Raw genomic sequence first — 16,716 nt, 5'->3', positions numbered from 1 at the left:
CGTCGGTAAGTAGGGCGCAGAATCGGCATAGGGTTAAGGTGATTTTATGGCTTTTTCAGATTCAGAAAGACAAGTGCTTTTATCCGTTAAAGGGGTTGGCCCTACGGTAGTAAAAAGGTTTGAAGAGATCGGCATTGATACACTTTCAGACTTAGCGAAATATGAAGTGAATGATATTGCCGAGAGAGTGGCGTCACTGCTGGGAACAACCTGTTGGAAAAATAGTCCTCAGGCCAAAGCGGCCATTGAAGCGGCAATAACCCGTGCACAGGATGAGTTATGACGGCGATAGCCCTGACTCAGATTGGAGAAATATGAAACACTTAGCTGATGATCTATGGATATTTGATGGAGAAGCGGTGCCGTTTTTGGGCCTGCCCTTCTCAACAAGAATGACTGTTGTGCGCCTGTCAGAGGGTGGGTTATGGGTTCATAGTCCAATTAAACTGACGGAAACCATTAAGGCGCAGCTGCAAGAGCTGGGACAAGTAAACTATCTGATTGCCCCTAACCATTTGCACCATCTGTTTCTGGCGGAATGGATAGCGGCTTATCCGAGCGCAGAAATGTTTGGCACGGACGAAGTGATCAAAAAAAGGGATGACCTTTCATTTCATGCTTCGCTTAACACGCAACGGGTTTGGGACTGGGATGTTGATATTGAACAAGAGCTGATTTCCGGTTCTCCGTTGATGGAAGAGTGTGTTTTCTACCATAAGTCTTCCGGGACCTTAATTGTGACGGATCTGGTGGAAAACTTTTCCGGGGATAATTTTAGTTACTGGCAAAAGCAGGCTGCAAAGGTTGTCGGTATTCTTGCTCCTAAGGGTAAAACACCTTTGGATTGGCGGTTAAGTTTTCTGCTGGGTAAGGCGGATGCTCGCAGACATATGAATCGTGTTTTAGCCTGGAAGCCGCAGACTCTCATTATGGCCCACGGTGAAATCGTCCGGGAAAATACCGGAGAATTTTTAGCCCGATCATTCAAATGGCTACTGGGTTAAGGATGCCGGATTGGTCGTTGGTGCAGAATCCAGCCATTTTTATCTGGTGATTGTAAAGGCGAATATTGCCGAAAGTAGAGTTCGTCGATTGTACAAAATTGATGGCTAAATGGATGAGTTGATGGCCCTGGTGGGTTAGTTTTGGTCAATTGTTTGACAATCTGTCAGGTGCGTATTTCTTACTAGTACTGGCATAGCGAGATATTTGGAATGAAGATTTTATGATTAATACTGATTGTCAGTGGCTTACTACTAAGCATTATTTGTGTGTGTTGACTGTTTTTATCGCGATATTTTCTTTTAGCGCGAAGGCTAATGCGTCACTTTTCGAGGTTGGATTCCGAAAATTTGAGGTGGCATATGGTCATGAGGGCCGTTTTTTCAGTATGGCGGTATTGTACCCCAGTGCCTCTGTGGCCAAAAAAGTTGCTTTCGGCCCTTTTCAAATGCACGTTGCTGTTGGTGGCGTTCCTGCCGAAGGACTATTCCCTCTAGTGATTTGGTCCCACGGTTCTGGAGGGAGTAATATGTCCTATAAGGATACTGCTATGTCCTTAGCGCAACAGGGCTTCATCGTGGCGATGCCTTTGCATCCAAATAACAATTTCCGGGATAACCGTCTTCAAGGCTCGCTGGCTAACTATATCAATCGTCCAAAGCAGATTCAGACAGCAATTGATGAGCTTTTAACTACGTCAGGTTTGAATCGACATATCAATCAGGGAAAAATTGCTGTGATTGGTCATTCCGTTGGAGGGTATGGTGCTTTGGCCGCGGCAGGAGGGATTGCTGATTCTGCGGCTCTGATCCGTCTTTGTAGGCAAAATACGACATTAAAGGATCCATACTGTGCCCCAGCCCGCAATGGTAGTCTTTCAGCAGAGGTTATCCCAGCTGTAAAGGACAGCAGAATTAAGGCTCTGGTGCTTATGGCACCTCTGGGGATTCTGTTTTCAGCCGAGGGTGCTCTTGAGCAGGTGGATATTCCAGTACTTCTGCTTCAGGCTGAAAAAGATGAAGAGCTGACCGAACCTTTTAATACTGATGTGATCGCTGAAGGTCTGCCGAATAAAAAACTGCTGACCTTGCAGAAAATTGCCAATGCTGGTCACTATGCTTTTCTGAATGCCTTTCCTGAGGAGCTTAAGACTGAACTGGGTAATATCGCTATTGACCCGGAAGGGTTTGACCGTGTTGCCTTTCAGCAAACTCTGGGGCTTCGCCTGGCAGATTATCTAAACTCTGTTTTTAAGTGATCCTTGTGACAATAGCAAAGGGCAGCAAAGCCCTGTTTGGGTTTGGCTTGATCAGCAGTCTGCAACTGATGGCTATGCTGGCATTCCGTGCATTTTGGTATGCTGATATCTATATAGCTCCGGAAGATCCCTATGGACTTGCAGATATTATCGAACTTTGTCTGTTTCTAATCTTTTTTGTACTGCTGTTTGTCTCTGTTCTGGTTTCTCTGGTCATGCTTTTTCGGGGCCAGCTTCAGTCCCGAAAGGCCGCCATTGCTCTGATGTTATGGTGCGTGTTTCTCTATCTGGTCATGGATCCTCTACGGCACTTGGCAGTGGTTTGGGCCAACGGATAATGTAGGTTTCACATAATTAAGGCTCTTGTGGTTCCGGCTAAACGGAATCTCCTTTAAACTCCTTTCCATAACAAAATCCCTATGCGCTCTGTGCGCAACTTTCTGATGGAAATAGGTTAAGTATGATTCAATCCTTTAATCCCCCTGTTCGCACTTTGATGGGCCCTGGCCCGTCTGATATCGCGCCGCGTGTTTTAGCCGCCATGTCTCGCCCAACCATCGGGCACCTTGATCCGGCGTTCATTCAGATGATGGATGAGATTAAGCAGATGCTGCAGTACGCCTTCCAGACCAAAAACGAACTGACCATGCCGGTTTCAGCACCGGGTTCTGCCGGTATGGAAACCTGCTTCGTCAATCTGGTTGAGCCGGGTGACAAGGTAATTGTCTGTCAGAACGGTGTTTTTGGTGGCCGTATGAAAGAGAACGTCGAACGCTGTGGCGGTATTGCGGTCATGGTCGAGGATGATTGGGGCACAGCGGTCAGCGTCGATAAAGTTCAGGACGCGCTGGAACAGAACCCGGATGCTAAGGTGCTGGCCTTTGTTCATGCGGAAACCTCCACCGGTGCCATCAGCAATGCTAAAACCCTGTGTGCGCTGGCCTGTGAGCATGATTGTCTGACCATTGTGGATGCCGTGACCTCTCTGGGTGGCTCTGAACTGCGTGTGGACGAGTGGGGCATTGATGCCATCTACTCCGGTACTCAGAAGTGCCTGTCCTGCCCGCCGGGTATCTCTCCGGTCAGCTTCAGCCCGCGTGCTGTTGAAGCGGTTAAAGCCCGTAAAACCACTGTACCCAGCTGGTTTCTGGATACCAATCTGGTGATGGGTTACTGGGGTGCCGGTGCTAAACGTGCTTATCATCATACCGCGCCGGTGAATGCGCTTTATGCCCTGCATGAAGGTCTGGTGATGCTGCAGGACGAAGGTCTGGAAAACGCCTGGGCCCGTCATGAGAAACATCATCAGGCCCTGCGCGCCGGTCTTGAGGCGATGGGGCTGAAATTCCTGGTGGCGGAAGGCGAGCGCCTGCCGCAGCTGAACTCTGTCTTTATCCCGGAAGGTGTGGATGATGCGGCCCTGCGTACCACACTGCTGAACGATTATAGTCTGGAAATCGGTGCGGGTCTGGGCGCATTCGCCGGAAAGGTATGGCGTATCGGCCTGATGGGTGCGGCCTGTACCCAGCGTAATGTTATGTTCTGCCTGATGGCTCTGGAAAACACCTTGTTGGCTCAGGGAATCTCCCTTGAGGCGGGCAAAGCGGGCCAGGCAGCGCTGGCGGTTTACGTCAAATAAGCCTTAGTGTGCAGCTTTAAGCTGTTAAGGGTCTGATTCAATAAAGAAGTGGCTGCTGTCATAGGCGGTCACTTCTTTTTTTATGGCATTGTAAAAACGCCTGTGTGTTGAAAGGTTAAACTAATAATTTTTTACATATAATAATGATTTGCATTTACGTCTTGTTTGTCATATGGTTCTTTTTAACAGGATGTTGATATTAGTGTGAAAAATTATGGAAAATCCAAATCGCCCGTCTTCGGATCTTCTGTTTCGAGAAGAAGTGCTTGATAAAAAGCAGCACTCTCATATGGGACAGGTGTTGATCCATCAGTCATCTAGCTATGCTTGGATAGCATTAGCCTCTCTTGCTCTCGTTTGTCTAGTTATTGCGTTTCTATTTTTTGGAACGTATACCCAAAAAGTCACTGCTCCGGGTCTGCTTGTCCCTAATCAAGGTGTTTTAAGGGTTTTATCGCCCGCTTCTGGTCAAGTTACCAAGATAAACGTTTCTGAAGGGGAGTTGGTTAAGCAGGGCGAACCTTTATTTGTGGTATCAGAAGACCGGATTTCCCAAGCGGGTGAGTTGAAGGATTTGTTGGCAGACAAGTTAAATTTGAGAGCGAATCTGATACTTCGAGACCAGCAACAGAACGAAAGTCGATTAGCGAGTCAGCAAGCGCTATTGAAGCAGCGCATTTCCGCTACAGAACGGAAGAGGACACATATTGAAGCTGAAATAGACACCTTACATAAAAGGATTCAGTTATCGAGCGAAAATTATAAGCGTCTACAAACTCTTAATAAGCAAGGTCATGTGGCAGATTTTGAATTGCAAAATGCTCAGGCGGAGCAGTTAGCCCTAGTAAGTCAAAAACAAGCGCTTATTAGAGTGAAAAGTGATCTGGAAAGTGATCTACTATTATTGAAAGCAGAGCAGCAAAATCAGCATGAATTATATCAGCGGCAGAAAATAGAGCTAGAACAAAAGTTAGCACTTGTGCATCAAGAAATCGCTGAAAACAATTTACGATCTAACCAGATAGTGCAAGCGCCTTTTAGTGGAAAATTGACGGGCTTAAGTGTTCAAGCCGGACAGCAAATTACTCTTAGTTCATTAATGGTAAGCCTAATCCCTGAAGATAGTAAGCTACAAGCGAGTTTATATTTATCACCTAGTCAAATTGGCTTTGTAGAGAAGGGGCAAGATGTATTATTAAGGTACGCTGCTTACCCTTATCAAAAATATGGAATGCAACACGGTCGTGTAGTGAGTGTGACGAGTAGTCCATACTCCATACAAGAATTGCCTACTCATATTGGTTCCCTCTTGCAAAATAGTGCTTCTATACAATTCGAAGAGCAAAACTATTATAAAGTATTGGTAGATTTGCAGAGCCAAAATATAAATATTAATGGTTTTTCTCGTTTTCTTCTTCCTGGCATGAGAGTTGAGTCGGCTATTAAGCAAGATACTCGACGGATCTATGAGTGGGTTTTAGAGCCACTTTATTCTGTGGTGAGAAAATAAATTAAAATAACATATGGAGGTATTTTGAAAAAAAAGAATATAGACATTTTGGTTGTTGGACTTTTGGTTTTATGTGCAGTTTATAATGGTTTTTATTTTTCATACTATCTGCATACAGGTGAGAGAGTATTGCAGCTTGAGTCTCAGATTGATGTCTATGAAGTTGCTTTCTTAATGATTTTGTATAAATGGTATAAATCCGAAAGCTGATTTTGTTTTATCATGTATTAGGAGTCGGCTTTGAGCTTGTTTTTGAAATTAGTTAAATCTTTTTTTATTATAGCCTTAGGAGGGTTTATAGGGGGGGTGTTGGTAGCTTTGGGTATACATGTTTTAACTTTATTATAAAGGCGTTTACATGAGAGAAATCACGATACAGGAATTAGAAGTAGTTAGCGGTGGCGTCGCACCTATTATAGTTGCTGGTGCTGTCATTCTTGGTAAAGCCGCAGTCGGTGCCACTGCTGGGGCGCTAGGCTATCTTACTACTAACTCTAAATAATTATAAGTGTAACCTAGATGCCTGAAATATATTTTCAGTTTAAGTAAATGATCTTAAATTATAGTTTTTAAAAATTTTTAAATTCTTGTATGTGCAAGAAATAAATATTTTCCGGATATTCCTCAGAAAGAATATAGTTATTTATGGTTTCCCATGCTTCTGATTCTTGGGGTGAAAGCTGATTCAGATATTAAGCAAGATACTCGACGTATCTATCAGTGGGTTTTAGAGCCAATTTATTCCATCTATGGAAGGTGAAGTTTTAAAATTATATTTATAAAATTTGACTTAAATAGGTTCTTTAATAAAATATATTTTTTTACGTTTTCTTTAATTAATTTTAAAAAAAGGGGGTTATTTTGTTTGATTCTATTGGCTTTAAGGTTTCAGGTTGGTTATTTGGTGTTGCTTTTGTTTTTTCGTTTTTTGATTATGGATCCATTTTTAATTCTCATCTTTTTGTTTTTATCTTTGAGGTTTTTCTTTCTGTTTCAGCGTTGTTTTTTATGGTTTTATTTTCATTTTACTTGGGTGGTTTTAAAGGTTTGTCTTCCGAAATTGATCTAGATTCGAAAAATAATTTTAGTTTTTATGGAGGGAGAGTGTTGGGTTTTATTGTTTTAGTTTTGTTTCTCTTTTTTGGTTTTTGGATTCTTTTTGAGAGTTATATGAATAATGGAGAGAAAATTTTGAGCTTCATTATAGGGGTTGAGTTTATCGTTTTTAGCGTTACTTTGTTTTATTTTACTTTGTGTTCTTTTTTGAAAGGGAGTGATAAATGAGAGCTTTGAGTATTAATGAGTTGTCTTTAATAAATGGTGGGGAGAGTGCGGCAAGTGCTAGTGTAACCGGCCTTGCTGGGGCTGCAGGTGCGTCTGTCGGGTCTGCTACAGGGAGTCTTGTTGGAGGTTATCTAGGTGGCGCTGTAGGTACTATTTTTGGGCCTGCTGGAACTGCTCTTGGAGTTGTAGCTGGTAGGTATGCTGGAAAATATATAGGTGGTGCAGTAGGAGGAGCTTTGGGTGGATACTATGCTAATGAATTGATGAGTGGTACAGATTATGCTGATGGCACAGATTATTAGTTTTTTAAAGGAATAGTTATGAAAATACAATATGAAAAGATAGCTTTGAATTTCCTAATATTATTCTTTAAAGTTTCCTGTTTAGGTTGTCTTGTTTATTTTATTTACGCGGCTATTTTTGATGGATCTATTAGTTCTATTACTATTCTTCAAATTATGATTATATCATTTCTTATGCTTAAAGAGTTTCAGCGCTATAAATAAATATTAGAGGCTTAGTTTATAAAGGGTGGTTGATTCACCCTTTCTTAATTTTAAGGTTTGTTTTTATGAATTGTTCTATTTTTTCTTATGATATTAAAGAATTTCGAGAAGAAATTTTATATAAAAAGCCTTTTTTGTTTAAAGGCTTAGCTTCCTTTGGCTTTGATTGGAATGATATTAGTGAGCTCTATGAAAGAGCCGATGCTTCAGATCGTAGCTTTAAACTGATGGATGGTCGAGAAGTTTCTAAAGAGAATTACTTAGAGTCCTATATAAATGTGGGTAAGACTGAATACCGTTATATTAAGCCCGTTGTCTATGATTATATGAGAAATGGTGCGACGCTGGTATATAATCGTATTCGAAATGAGCCGTTTGTTACGAATGTTGCGCGTGAAATAGCGAACTTTGCTCAAGCGCAGGTAATTGTGAGTGGTTACGCTGCGTTCAGTGATAAGGCCTCTTACAAATGTCACTGGGACACTCGGGATGTATTTGCGGTTCAAGTAAAGGGGCGTAAACGTTGGATTTTAAAAGAGCCAAATTTCGAGCTTCCCTTATATATGCAGCAAAACAAATATATGCCAGATATTCCTGAACCAGAAGAGGTTTATCTAGATGTTATTTTGGAGGAAGGAGATGTCCTGTATGTACCTAGGGGGTGGTGGCACAACCCTATTCCTTTAGGAGAAGAAACGTTTCATTTAGCCGTTGGTACCTTTGCACCCACAGGCTTCGATTACATTAACTGGCTTGTGCGAAAGACCCCTAATATTGCCGATGGGCGCAGAAACTTACATTCTTATTCCGAAGATAAGGAACCTCTAGAGCGATTTGGTCAAGAGTTTGCCTCTTTAATGGCAGATGAGAAAACTTATGAAGAATTTATGACGGATTATATTGGTCAGCATCGAGTTGATAGTCCCATTTCACTAGGAACGCTTGCAAATAAAGATATAACACAATTAGAGCTGTCTCAGAAAGTTAGGCTAAATGCTAACTTTATTTACCGTTTCTCTGATGATTTTGTCATAGTTAATGGTAACAAGCTTAACCTAGATGCTATAGGACGCGAATTGATTAGCTACATTGATAAGCATTCTACTTGTACTGTGTCTGATATATTAGCTGAGTTTTCATCGAAACCCAGTCAAAAGTTGCATGACTTATTATTTAATCTTGCTTTGAATGATGTATTAGAGTTGGTTAAAGGTTCTTATGAAACCACATTGAAGTCAGAAAAAAGCCATATTTTCTTGGATGTTGCTCAACCATGAAAGTGATTCTTCAATCTGAAAGTCATGAGTGTGGTTTGGCATGTCTTGCAATGGTCGCCAGCCAATATGGTTTGCATTTAGACCTCTCAACTTTGAGGCGTCGCTTTGCGATTTCTGTGAAAGGGACAAGTTTGCCTCAGATTGTGAAATATTCACAATCTCTTGAGTTCTCTAGTCGTCCTTTACGATTAGAACTTGATGAGCTACAGCAGCTAAGGCTGCCCTGTATCCTTCACTGGAACTTGAACCACTTTGTTGTGCTTGAAAAAGTGGGCAGAAATAAAGTTACCATACTCGATCCAGCGGTAGGACGCCGCGTGCTATCGCTTGACGAGGTATCTCGTTGTTTTACAGGTGTTGCTTTAGAGCTTACACCCAACGCGACCTTTAAATCGGCAGAACAAAAACCTCGATTACGACTTAGGGCGCTTACTGGAAGGGTACTTGGTTTAAAGCGAGCTTTAGGTAATATTTTAATGCTTGCGCTCGGATTAGAAGTCGTTGCCTTGTTATCACCACAGGTCACCCAATGGGTAGTGGATCATGCCTTAGTATCAGCGGACTATGATTTGCTTCTATTAGCCGTTTTGGGTGGATGTTTATTACTGGTGATTGACTTTGCCCTGCGAATGGCTCGGGGATGGATGGGGCTAAGGCTCAATCAGCAACTGACCTTGCAATGGACAAGTAATTTTTTTCAGCATTTATTGAGGCTACCATGGTCTTACTTTGAAAAAAGGCATTTGGGAGATATTACGGCTCGCTTTCAGTCGCTTGACGCCATTCGAGCCGTTTTGGCAAACGGCGCTGTGACGATCATACTTGATGCTTTGGTCGCTTTAATAACATTGGTTCTAATGTTGTTATATAGCAAAATGCTGACGACTATCGTAATGGCTGCGGTCGGCTTGTATGTTCTTCTTCGGTGGGTATTTTATGCGCCATTGAGAAATGCAACCGAAGAGCGCATCGTACTGGCGACAAGAGAAAATGCTTATTTTCTAGAGACTATTCGCGCTGTTCAGCCACTGAAGCTTTTCAATACTACATCGTTGCGATTAGCGACTTGGCAAAATCTATTAACCGATGTGCAAAACCGCGACCTCAAAACTCAAAAGTTAGTCTTAGTTTTTGCGGGTTGTAATACGCTGATTTTTGGCTTAGAAGGCATGTTGCTTCTTTATGTCGGCGGGTTGGCTGTACTCGAGAATACATTAACACTTGGTATGTTATTGGCGTTTCTGGCCTATAAAAGTCAATTTACTTCTCGTGCCAGTAAGCTAATTGATTTGGGCATTGAGATCAAAATGTTGTCTTTGCATGGTGAGCGGTTAGCGGATATCGCGTTAGAAGCACCTGAGCCTAGCGAGGCGATTGAAACAGACTTAAATAGGATTAAACCAAGTATTGAGTTTAAAAACGCATCGTTCCGATATGGTGATGGTGAACGCTGGGTTGTTAAAGACTTATCTCTAACAATTGAGGCGGGTGATGCGGTTGCTTTGGTTGGCCGTTCTGGTTGTGGAAAGTCTACATTATTTAAGCTAATGCTAGGATTGCTGGAGCCTACTGAGGGAAGTATCCGGATCGGGGGGATTGATATACGCCAGTTAGGTCCTCAAACCATAAGAAATATGGTGGGTGTCGTCATGCAGGACGATCAGTTAATGGCTGGCTCACTATCCGAGAATATTGCTTGCTTTGAGCCAGGGGCAGATCAAGGTCGAATCGAAGACGCAGCGAAGCAAGCTAATATACATAAAACGATTCTAAATATGCCCATGGGTTATCAAACTTTAATTTCTGAAATGGGAAGTGGTTTATCCGGTGGGCAAAAGCAACGCTTACTGTTAGCAAGGGCTCTTTATAAACAGCCAATGATTTTAGCCTTAGATGAAGCGACTAGTCATCTGGATCTACATGGTGAGCAACATGTGGTCTTTAATTTACGGTCGACTTCGATGACTCGTGTTGTCATTGCTCATCGTCGAGAAACAGTTGCTATGGTATCTAGAATTATTCATTTAGAACAAGGAACTATCACAGAAGATGTGCGTTTAGATACAGTTGCGTGACTTCTACAATGCCTCGACAGAGTAGGTTTGAGTTTTACCATTCTTAGTGCAATGCCAAATCCAACATCGGACAAGTTGTTGTTATAGAGTACAAAAAAAACATATAAATGCATGCAATTAGCTCTAGGTGTCTGAAAGTCAGTTTGTTGAGCAAGTAGCTTTTGTTTGTATGTTGTCACCGCAGTGCCAGGTGGCGGTCACTACCGACAAATATTAAACGATAAGGGTGTGGGTTGGATTGCGGATCACTGGGGACTGCATCTTGCCGTCAGTATCTTTTGTTACGGTGTTATTGCGTTGGCTGTTTTGACGACGACGATGTTTTTCCGCCACCCCCATATGCAGCGGGTGAGTTAGAGCGTTTTGCTGCACCGTCGGCGTACTGATTTTGTCTGTATTTTGTGCCAGCGGCGCGCTTTTATCCTGGGTAGAGATGCTTGAATGGCTGGGCAAGTTTGCTGAATATCAGCAAATGCCTTGTTTAATCACGCTTATTACCACAAGATGATATGATAATCATTTTCATTTGGTGATTTTATGAGTTTGGGTCAAAAATATTTCGATCCTCAAGAAGGGCTTGCTGATCACCCTGTTTTTGATGACTTTCAGCACTTCATCAATCAATTACAGGAAATGCCGGGTCAGTGCTCTGCGGATCTGACGGCGGATGATATTTGTCATTTTTCCAGTGACCGGAAACAACTCTCGATGTCATTAAAGCAGCCTTTTGGTAAGGGGCGTATGGAGTTGCTGCAGTTACCCAGTGGTTTTTCTATTGGTCGCAGTGACTATTTCCTTAACTATCCGTTGCAGAGTCACTACCGTTATCTGTCTGATCAGCTTGGGTTTGGGCTGATGTTAAGTGGTAGTTTCGGGTTGGCTGTGCCTGAGTTGCATCTGTCTGATCAAGTGGAAGCCGGTGAGATCTGGGTGCGAAAAGGGCAGGCAGAAGATATTTGTGCAACTCAGTTTTCAGGCAAGAGAGTGTGTGGTGTCAGTCTAGATCTTTCAGCTCAAATGCTGGAGGTGTGGCGGGAGGAGGCTCCTTGCAGGCTTAAAAAATCACTGGGGCGTCATTCTACGGCGCCAGATTGTTTTCGTTATGGGGTTGTAACGGCAGATATACGGAAGCTGGCGATGAAGATGCTGGCTTGCCCAACGACTGATCTTTGCTCACGGTTAGAGTACGAATCTTTAGGGTTGAGCCTTCTGGCATTGCTGCTGAACCCGGATGAAAAGGGCTCCGGTATGACGGCTACTGAAAAGCGCCATGCTAGGCAAAAACACTTAATCAGCCAAGTGATAGAGATTTTGCATGAGGAGTGGTTCGATCCTCCAACCATTCATGGCTTAGCTACTCGCGTCGGAATGAATGAGTGTTATCTTAAGTCTGGATTCAAGGAGGTGACTGGCTTAACGATTGGTCGCTATGTGCGCGGCTTACGCATGGAGCAAGCTAGGTTATTACTGGCGACTCAAGGCTATACCGTTCATCAGGCGGCCTTGGAAGTCGGGTTTTCCAATCAGAGCCACTTCTCTTCTGCATTCAGTGAGCACTTTGGTTATCGTCCCTCTCAGATTTCTCGCCAAGTTATGGTGTCATTTTCCTGATCTGGGTTTTATTTTTTCCAAATGGGGCAATAATCATTCTCTAAATGAGACATATTCTCATCTTTTCAAGGAGGTGGGTATATGAGTTATACAGTCCCTTTTTTACGGAGTCCCCTTTCCGTCGCTTTCTTTCTAGCGGCGTTGTCTCCAGGAGGACAGCTACACGCAGAAGTTAACCCAGATGAAGAAGATAATAGCACTCAACTGGGTGCCGTTACCGTAACAGCACGTCATGTTGAAGAGGATGCAAAACGTCTTCCGTTGACGGTCAATGTGATCGGGCGGGAACAGGTGGTTCAGCAACGAATGAATAGCCTGGAAGATGCACTTCGGCTGACGCCAGGTGTTGATCTACAGTCTTACGGTGATACATCCAACACGGCGATCCGAATCAGGGGTGTTGGCGCTTTGAACAAAACCAGCCGGGATGATAGCTCGGTTGTGCTTTATGTGGATGGTATGCCGCAGCCGGTTGCCAACTCAACTCTGGCGACGCTGGACCTTGAACGGGTTGAAGTGCTTAAAGGGCCGCAGGGAACCCTGTTTGGCAGAAACAGTGAAGCCGGTGTTGTTCAGGTCATCACCCGTCAGCCGGGCTTCGAGCCGGAAGCCGACATAAGGCTTGAGTATGGCGAAAATAATCAAACTCTGGTCGAAGGTGCTGGAACCTTGCCTTTGCATGAAAATCTGACCAGCCGTTTTGCTTTGCGTTATCAGGGATCAGAGCATCCGGTAGAGAACCTTCACGACAATCAGCCGCTATCGGAACCTGAAACCCTAGTTGCCAGAGGGACTTTTAAGTGGTTGCCAACAGACTTTACTGAAGCAACCTTAAGCCTTTCACATCAGCGAATGCGTGATCATTCCGCAGCTATGGTACTCAGACCTTACGGATCAACCCCTACAATGGGAATTGAGCCAGGTCTTATTGATGATGATAAGGATGTCAGTCAGGCGGTATTGAATGTTCAGACCGAACTGGATGGTATGCAGTTCACCTCGATCACGGGTCTGGTGGATTCAGAAGATCAGGCCGTCACCGCTATGTACGAAGAGTTGCTCTACGAAAAACTGATCGGTATGGCACCGCCCAGTGCTGACAGAACCATTGATACTTCTGAGCAGTCTTTTAATCAGGAGCTGCGTCTGTCATCGCTGCCTGGTGATAAGGTGTTCTGGGTGACGGGTTTGCACTATTTTCAAAGTGACCGGAACATGGCCACCAGCGAACTGAACGACACCTTTTATCCATCCAATCCCTATAACGCCGAGATTGACCGAGACTTTGAAGCATCCAGTTTTGCCCTGTTTGGTGAGACCACGTTCCCATTAACGCAGCAGCTGTCACTGACAACAGGATTACGCCATACCTGGGATGAGAAAGAATACGAGGATTACTGGAAGGCGGATGCGACCCACCCTGATGCCGGGCTGGTGCGCACAGATAAACAGAAGCTGACCGATGATTATACAACGGGGCGCATGGCGTTAGGCTACCAGCTTAATGCGGACAATAACCTCTATGCATCTTATTCGCGGGGTTATAAATCAGGGGGCTGGAGCGACCACGGCAGTAACATCGCTTCGGGTGGAAAGGATGAAGCCTATAAGGCAGCCAGTGTCGATGCCTGGGAGCTGGGCTGGAAAGGCGAGGCTTTGGGTGGGGATCTGCTGGTTAATACAGCGGTGTTTCTGACGGAGACATCAAAGGATCACCTTTATACCTGGGACCCAACTACCTTTGCCGTTGGTGTTGAGAATCTGGATACCCGCAGTCAAGGGGTAGAGCTGGATGTTCAATGGCAGATGTTTGAGTCATTACGCCTGAACGCTGCGCTGACCTACACCGATGCAGAAATCACTGGGGTGGCAGCAGGCAGTGCTTCCGGTGTTGAAAAAGGGCACCGAGTGCCTGAAGCCGCTCGCTGGAATACCTCTGTGGCAGTGAATCACCAGCATCCGGTTAAGTTGTCTGGTTTTTCAGGGGCTTATCTGAATAGCAACCTTTCCTGGCGTTATGTGGGCGACCGTTTCAGCGGCCCGGAAAACTACCTTGAACTGCCTTCGTACCAGCTGGTTAATGCTCGCATTGCACTGACGGTGAAGCAGACTGAGGTCTATCTCTGGGGCAGTAACCTGTTGGATGAAGAGTACGACCTGTACGGTTTTTATTATCCATCCATGATGTCAGGTGGGCCGGATGCCACTTTGGGCGCGCCGGGGGAAGGTCGCTTGCTGGGAATGGGGGTAAGCCATGCCTTCTGATCGGCCATCAGAAATGACCCGCTATAACTGGGTGTTGTTGTTTAGTCTTTATATCACTCAATTTGTAGCGATGGGCTTCTTTCTGATCGCCTTGGTTGCCATCATGCGGGAGCAGAGATACAGCCTGGAAAGCTTAAGTGTCATTTATCTGCTGGGGCTTTTCTGGGTATTCAAATTCCTTTGGGCACCCATCATTGATCGTTGGAAATTGCCTGGTCAAGGGCATTTTCGTAGCTGGCTGCTGTTGCTGCAATCTCTGATGGTTGTGGTGTTGCTGGCTATTTCGCAGCAACCCTTAGATGGCTCTTTTACCACCCTTTTTCTTTATTGTATGTTGCTGGCTTTTTTGTCGGCGACTCAGGATATTGCTGCCGATGGCTTATCCTGTAGCCTGTTGCTACCGACAGAGCGGGGAGTGGGTAACGGCGTTCAGTCTGCCGGTGGCCTGATTGGTAATATGCTCGGGGGCGGTGGTGTTCTGATGCTTTATCCTTGGTTGGGATGGGAAAACAGTCTATATTTTTTGGCTTTAGGCACCAGTGTTAGCTTATTGCTATTGTTTTTCTTTCGGGAGCCGGATACACGGCCTGTCGCTCAGGGTGTTGGTAATGTTTTTCGTTATATACAAATCTTCTGGAAACAACCTAATTATGGTGGCTGGCTGCGGCTGCTGCTGATTTTTCCGGCAGGTATAGGACTGGCCTATGGCCTTTTGACGCCGATGTTAGTGGATGTCGGCTGGCGCATGGAGCAGATAGGTCTGGTGATGAATGTGATCGGGAGCTTAGTGGGGGTTTTGGCTTCAGTTCTGGTGGGTTGGCTGTTACATCGTTATTCCCGGCGAAGGGTGCTGCTCTCATCCGCACTGTTCCAGTGCGCTGCCCTGCTGTCGCTGCTATTACCTGTGTTGGGCTATACTGATCTACTCAGTGTGGGGCTGGCCATTGGCCTGTTTTATTTTGCTTTTACCGCCGTAACAACGGTGCTGATGACCCTGATGATGGATCATGTATCAAAAGCGACACCGTCAACTGATTATGCCATGCAGTTTGGTATCAATGCGTTACTTAGCTATTTAATGGCTTCTATGAGCATGTTGCTGGCCGCTTGGTTAGGTTATGGTGGGGTGATTCTTTTTGCTCTGATATTGGGCCTGACAGGGTTGTTCTTATCACTCAAATTTCAGTCGTCTGGTGCCGATCATGCATCAATGACTGACTTTCATCCGGAAAAAACACAAGAGGAGCCATGCGCATGATCGTGGAAACACCTTCCCATACAGGAGATGCCTGCGAAACGATTAGAGAGCATCTGCACCCCCATGATTTTGGTCAGGGCAAAAGACAAAAAGCGGAAAGGCGCACTCTGCTCGTTACTTTGCTAACGCTGGCAACCATGCTAGCAGAAATAATGGGCGGATGGCTGACCGGCTCCATGGCGTTATTGGCCGATGGCATTCACATGGGTGGTCATGCCCTGGCGTTAGGGCTGGCGACCCTGGCTTATTACCTGACACGGCGCTATGCCCAAGATCGCCGGTTAAGTTTGGGTAGCGGTAAGATTATTGATCTCTCTGCCTGGACCAGTGCTTTGTTTCTGGCGGTCACAACCGTCTGGCTGGTGGTTGAGTCGATTCATCGTTTGCTTACACCACAAGACTTAATGATTAAAGAAGCCGCAACGGTTGCTGTATTGGGCTTGCTGGTTAACCTGTTCTCGGCCTGGCTTCTGGCAGGCGCAGATGAGCATCACCATCATGGCCATAACCATGAACACACGCATCATCACGGGCACAACCACGATCATAAACCCGCACATCAGCAAGATAGTAACCTCAGAGCCGCTTTGGTTCATGTGATCGCTGATGCGGTAACATCGGTTGCCGCGATTATTGGATTACTGGCAGCCTGGTTATGGGGCTGGAGCTGGTTAGACCCTGCCATCGCCCTGGTTGCATCCTTTGTGATTCTGCGCTGGGCCGTAGGTCTACTGAAACAAACCGCCAGCGTGCTGCTGGACATGGAAGGGCCTGATTTACTTAGGAACAAGGTCAATCATCAGTTGGACAGTATGGATGGAGTGAAGGTCGTGGATCTGCACCTCTGGTCAGTCGGGCAAGGCGCCTGGACCATGGTCGCCAGCCTCGTTACACATGATGCAGCCATTACACCGGATAGCTGCAAAGCCTTGCTTAGCGACATCGACGGTCTGCATCATCCCATTATTGAAATCAACTACTGCCCAACCTGTAATACTTCTGATTAAGAGGTCATTACTTGTTTGTTAAGT

The 16,716-nt window shown here is 45.0% G+C and carries 16 protein-coding genes; all 16 read left to right on the top strand.

Translation table 11 applies throughout. The features are described 5' to 3' along the window. The first annotated feature begins 46 nt into the window (after positions 1 to 46). The 16 genes from G517_RS0116525 to dmeF all read left to right on the top strand — a co-directional run bounded on the left by G517_RS0116525 (position 47) and on the right by dmeF (position 16,692). On the top strand, positions 47 to 283 hold the full coding sequence (locus tag G517_RS0116525; RefSeq protein ID WP_028305318.1) for a helix-hairpin-helix domain-containing protein: 237 nt from the start codon (positions 47 to 49) through the stop codon (positions 281 to 283). Between the two features lie 31 nt (positions 284 to 314). Further along, positions 315 to 1,004: a DUF4336 domain-containing protein gene (locus G517_RS0116520; RefSeq protein WP_028305317.1), complete on the top strand. Its 690-nt coding sequence runs from the start codon at positions 315 to 317 to the stop codon at positions 1,002 to 1,004. 386 nt (positions 1,005 to 1,390) lie between these two features. Next, on the top strand, positions 1,391 to 2,260 hold the full coding sequence (locus G517_RS0116515) for an alpha/beta hydrolase family protein (protein ID WP_157833211.1): 870 nt from the start codon (positions 1,391 to 1,393) through the stop codon (positions 2,258 to 2,260). 5 nt (positions 2,261 to 2,265) lie between these two features. Next, complete coding sequence (locus G517_RS0116510) at positions 2,266 to 2,598, top strand: hypothetical protein (RefSeq protein WP_036591923.1); 333 nt, start codon at positions 2,266 to 2,268, stop codon at positions 2,596 to 2,598. A gap of 122 nt (positions 2,599 to 2,720) precedes the next feature. Beyond that, a complete protein-coding gene (locus G517_RS0116505) occupies positions 2,721 to 3,899 on the top strand; it encodes a pyridoxal-phosphate-dependent aminotransferase family protein (RefSeq protein ID WP_028305314.1) in 1,179 nt (392 codons plus the stop codon). A gap of 214 nt (positions 3,900 to 4,113) precedes the next feature. Continuing rightward, positions 4,114 to 5,409: an HlyD family secretion protein gene (locus G517_RS0116500; protein ID WP_028305313.1), complete on the top strand. Its 1,296-nt coding sequence runs from the start codon at positions 4,114 to 4,116 to the stop codon at positions 5,407 to 5,409. Positions 5,410 to 5,767: 358 nt separating this feature from the next. Beyond that, positions 5,768 to 5,911, top strand: coding sequence for a class IIb bacteriocin, lactobin A/cerein 7B family (locus G517_RS20585; protein WP_084632355.1), 144 nt, complete (start codon positions 5,768 to 5,770; stop codon positions 5,909 to 5,911). Positions 5,912 to 6,270: 359 nt separating this feature from the next. Next, positions 6,271 to 6,693, top strand: a complete 423-nt coding sequence (locus G517_RS0116485; protein ID WP_028305311.1) for a hypothetical protein — start codon at positions 6,271 to 6,273, stop codon at positions 6,691 to 6,693. Beyond that, the gene (locus tag G517_RS20355) at positions 6,690 to 6,995 is read left to right on the top strand and encodes a hypothetical protein (RefSeq protein WP_051206525.1); all 306 of its coding nucleotides are present in this window, start codon (positions 6,690 to 6,692) and stop codon (positions 6,993 to 6,995) included. The genes G517_RS0116485 and G517_RS20355 overlap by 4 nt, the downstream gene beginning before the upstream one ends. A 269-nt stretch (positions 6,996 to 7,264) precedes the next feature. Continuing rightward, entirely contained in the window at positions 7,265 to 8,476 is a 1,212-nt protein-coding gene (locus G517_RS19730) for a JmjC domain-containing protein (RefSeq protein WP_084632353.1), read from the top strand. Then, the gene (locus G517_RS0116465) at positions 8,473 to 10,551 is read left to right on the top strand and encodes a peptidase domain-containing ABC transporter (protein WP_028305309.1); all 2,079 of its coding nucleotides are present in this window, start codon (positions 8,473 to 8,475) and stop codon (positions 10,549 to 10,551) included. Before G517_RS19730 ends, G517_RS0116465 begins: the two co-directional genes overlap by 4 nt. Before the next feature lie 165 nt (positions 10,552 to 10,716). Further along, positions 10,717 to 10,908 carry a hypothetical protein gene (locus G517_RS20945; RefSeq protein ID WP_211224318.1) on the top strand — a complete coding sequence of 64 codons (192 nt, stop codon included), beginning with the start codon at positions 10,717 to 10,719 and terminating at the stop codon, positions 10,906 to 10,908. 180 nt (positions 10,909 to 11,088) lie between these two features. Then, on the top strand, positions 11,089 to 12,162 hold the full coding sequence (locus G517_RS20350; RefSeq protein WP_028305307.1) for a helix-turn-helix transcriptional regulator: 1,074 nt from the start codon (positions 11,089 to 11,091) through the stop codon (positions 12,160 to 12,162). A gap of 81 nt (positions 12,163 to 12,243) precedes the next feature. After that, a complete protein-coding gene (locus G517_RS19720) occupies positions 12,244 to 14,427 on the top strand; it encodes a TonB-dependent receptor (RefSeq protein ID WP_036591922.1) in 2,184 nt (727 codons plus the stop codon). Further along, positions 14,417 to 15,685, top strand: coding sequence for an MFS transporter (locus tag G517_RS19715; RefSeq protein WP_051206524.1), 1,269 nt, complete (start codon positions 14,417 to 14,419; stop codon positions 15,683 to 15,685). Before G517_RS19720 ends, G517_RS19715 begins: the two co-directional genes overlap by 11 nt. Continuing rightward, positions 15,682 to 16,692: a CDF family Co(II)/Ni(II) efflux transporter DmeF gene (dmeF, locus tag G517_RS0116440; protein ID WP_036591921.1), complete on the top strand. Its 1,011-nt coding sequence runs from the start codon at positions 15,682 to 15,684 to the stop codon at positions 16,690 to 16,692. Before G517_RS19715 ends, dmeF begins: the two co-directional genes overlap by 4 nt. Positions 16,693 to 16,716 lie beyond the last annotated feature (24 nt).

This window comes from Oceanospirillum maris DSM 6286 (genome assembly GCF_000422865.1).
GTDB lineage: Bacteria > Pseudomonadota > Gammaproteobacteria > Pseudomonadales > Halomonadaceae > Oceanospirillum > Oceanospirillum maris.
This window is presented reverse-complemented; position numbering and strand designations above follow the sequence as displayed.

Bases quoted from the DNA above. Each gene is read 5' to 3' on its own strand.
- G517_RS0116520 (WP_028305317.1), top strand. From the start codon at position 315: ATGAAACACTTAGCTGATGATCTATGGATATTTGATGGAGAAGCGGTG.
- G517_RS0116465 (WP_028305309.1), top strand. From the start codon at position 8,473: ATGAAAGTGATTCTTCAATCTGAAAGTCATGAGTGTGGTTTGGCATGT.
- G517_RS0116525 (WP_028305318.1), top strand. From the start codon at position 47: ATGGCTTTTTCAGATTCAGAAAGACAAGTGCTTTTATCCGTTAAAGGG.
- dmeF (WP_036591921.1), top strand. From the start codon at position 15,682: ATGATCGTGGAAACACCTTCCCATACAGGAGATGCCTGCGAAACGATT.
- G517_RS20355 (WP_051206525.1), top strand. From the start codon at position 6,690: ATGAGAGCTTTGAGTATTAATGAGTTGTCTTTAATAAATGGTGGGGAG.
- G517_RS0116500 (WP_028305313.1), top strand. From the start codon at position 4,114: ATGGAAAATCCAAATCGCCCGTCTTCGGATCTTCTGTTTCGAGAAGAA.
- G517_RS20350 (WP_028305307.1), top strand. From the start codon at position 11,089: ATGAGTTTGGGTCAAAAATATTTCGATCCTCAAGAAGGGCTTGCTGAT.
- G517_RS0116505 (WP_028305314.1), top strand. From the start codon at position 2,721: ATGATTCAATCCTTTAATCCCCCTGTTCGCACTTTGATGGGCCCTGGC.
- G517_RS20585 (WP_084632355.1), top strand. From the start codon at position 5,768: ATGAGAGAAATCACGATACAGGAATTAGAAGTAGTTAGCGGTGGCGTC.
- G517_RS19730 (WP_084632353.1), top strand. From the start codon at position 7,265: ATGAATTGTTCTATTTTTTCTTATGATATTAAAGAATTTCGAGAAGAA.
- G517_RS19720 (WP_036591922.1), top strand. From the start codon at position 12,244: ATGAGTTATACAGTCCCTTTTTTACGGAGTCCCCTTTCCGTCGCTTTC.
- G517_RS0116515 (WP_157833211.1), top strand. From the start codon at position 1,391: ATGGCGGTATTGTACCCCAGTGCCTCTGTGGCCAAAAAAGTTGCTTTC.
- G517_RS19715 (WP_051206524.1), top strand. From the start codon at position 14,417: ATGCCTTCTGATCGGCCATCAGAAATGACCCGCTATAACTGGGTGTTG.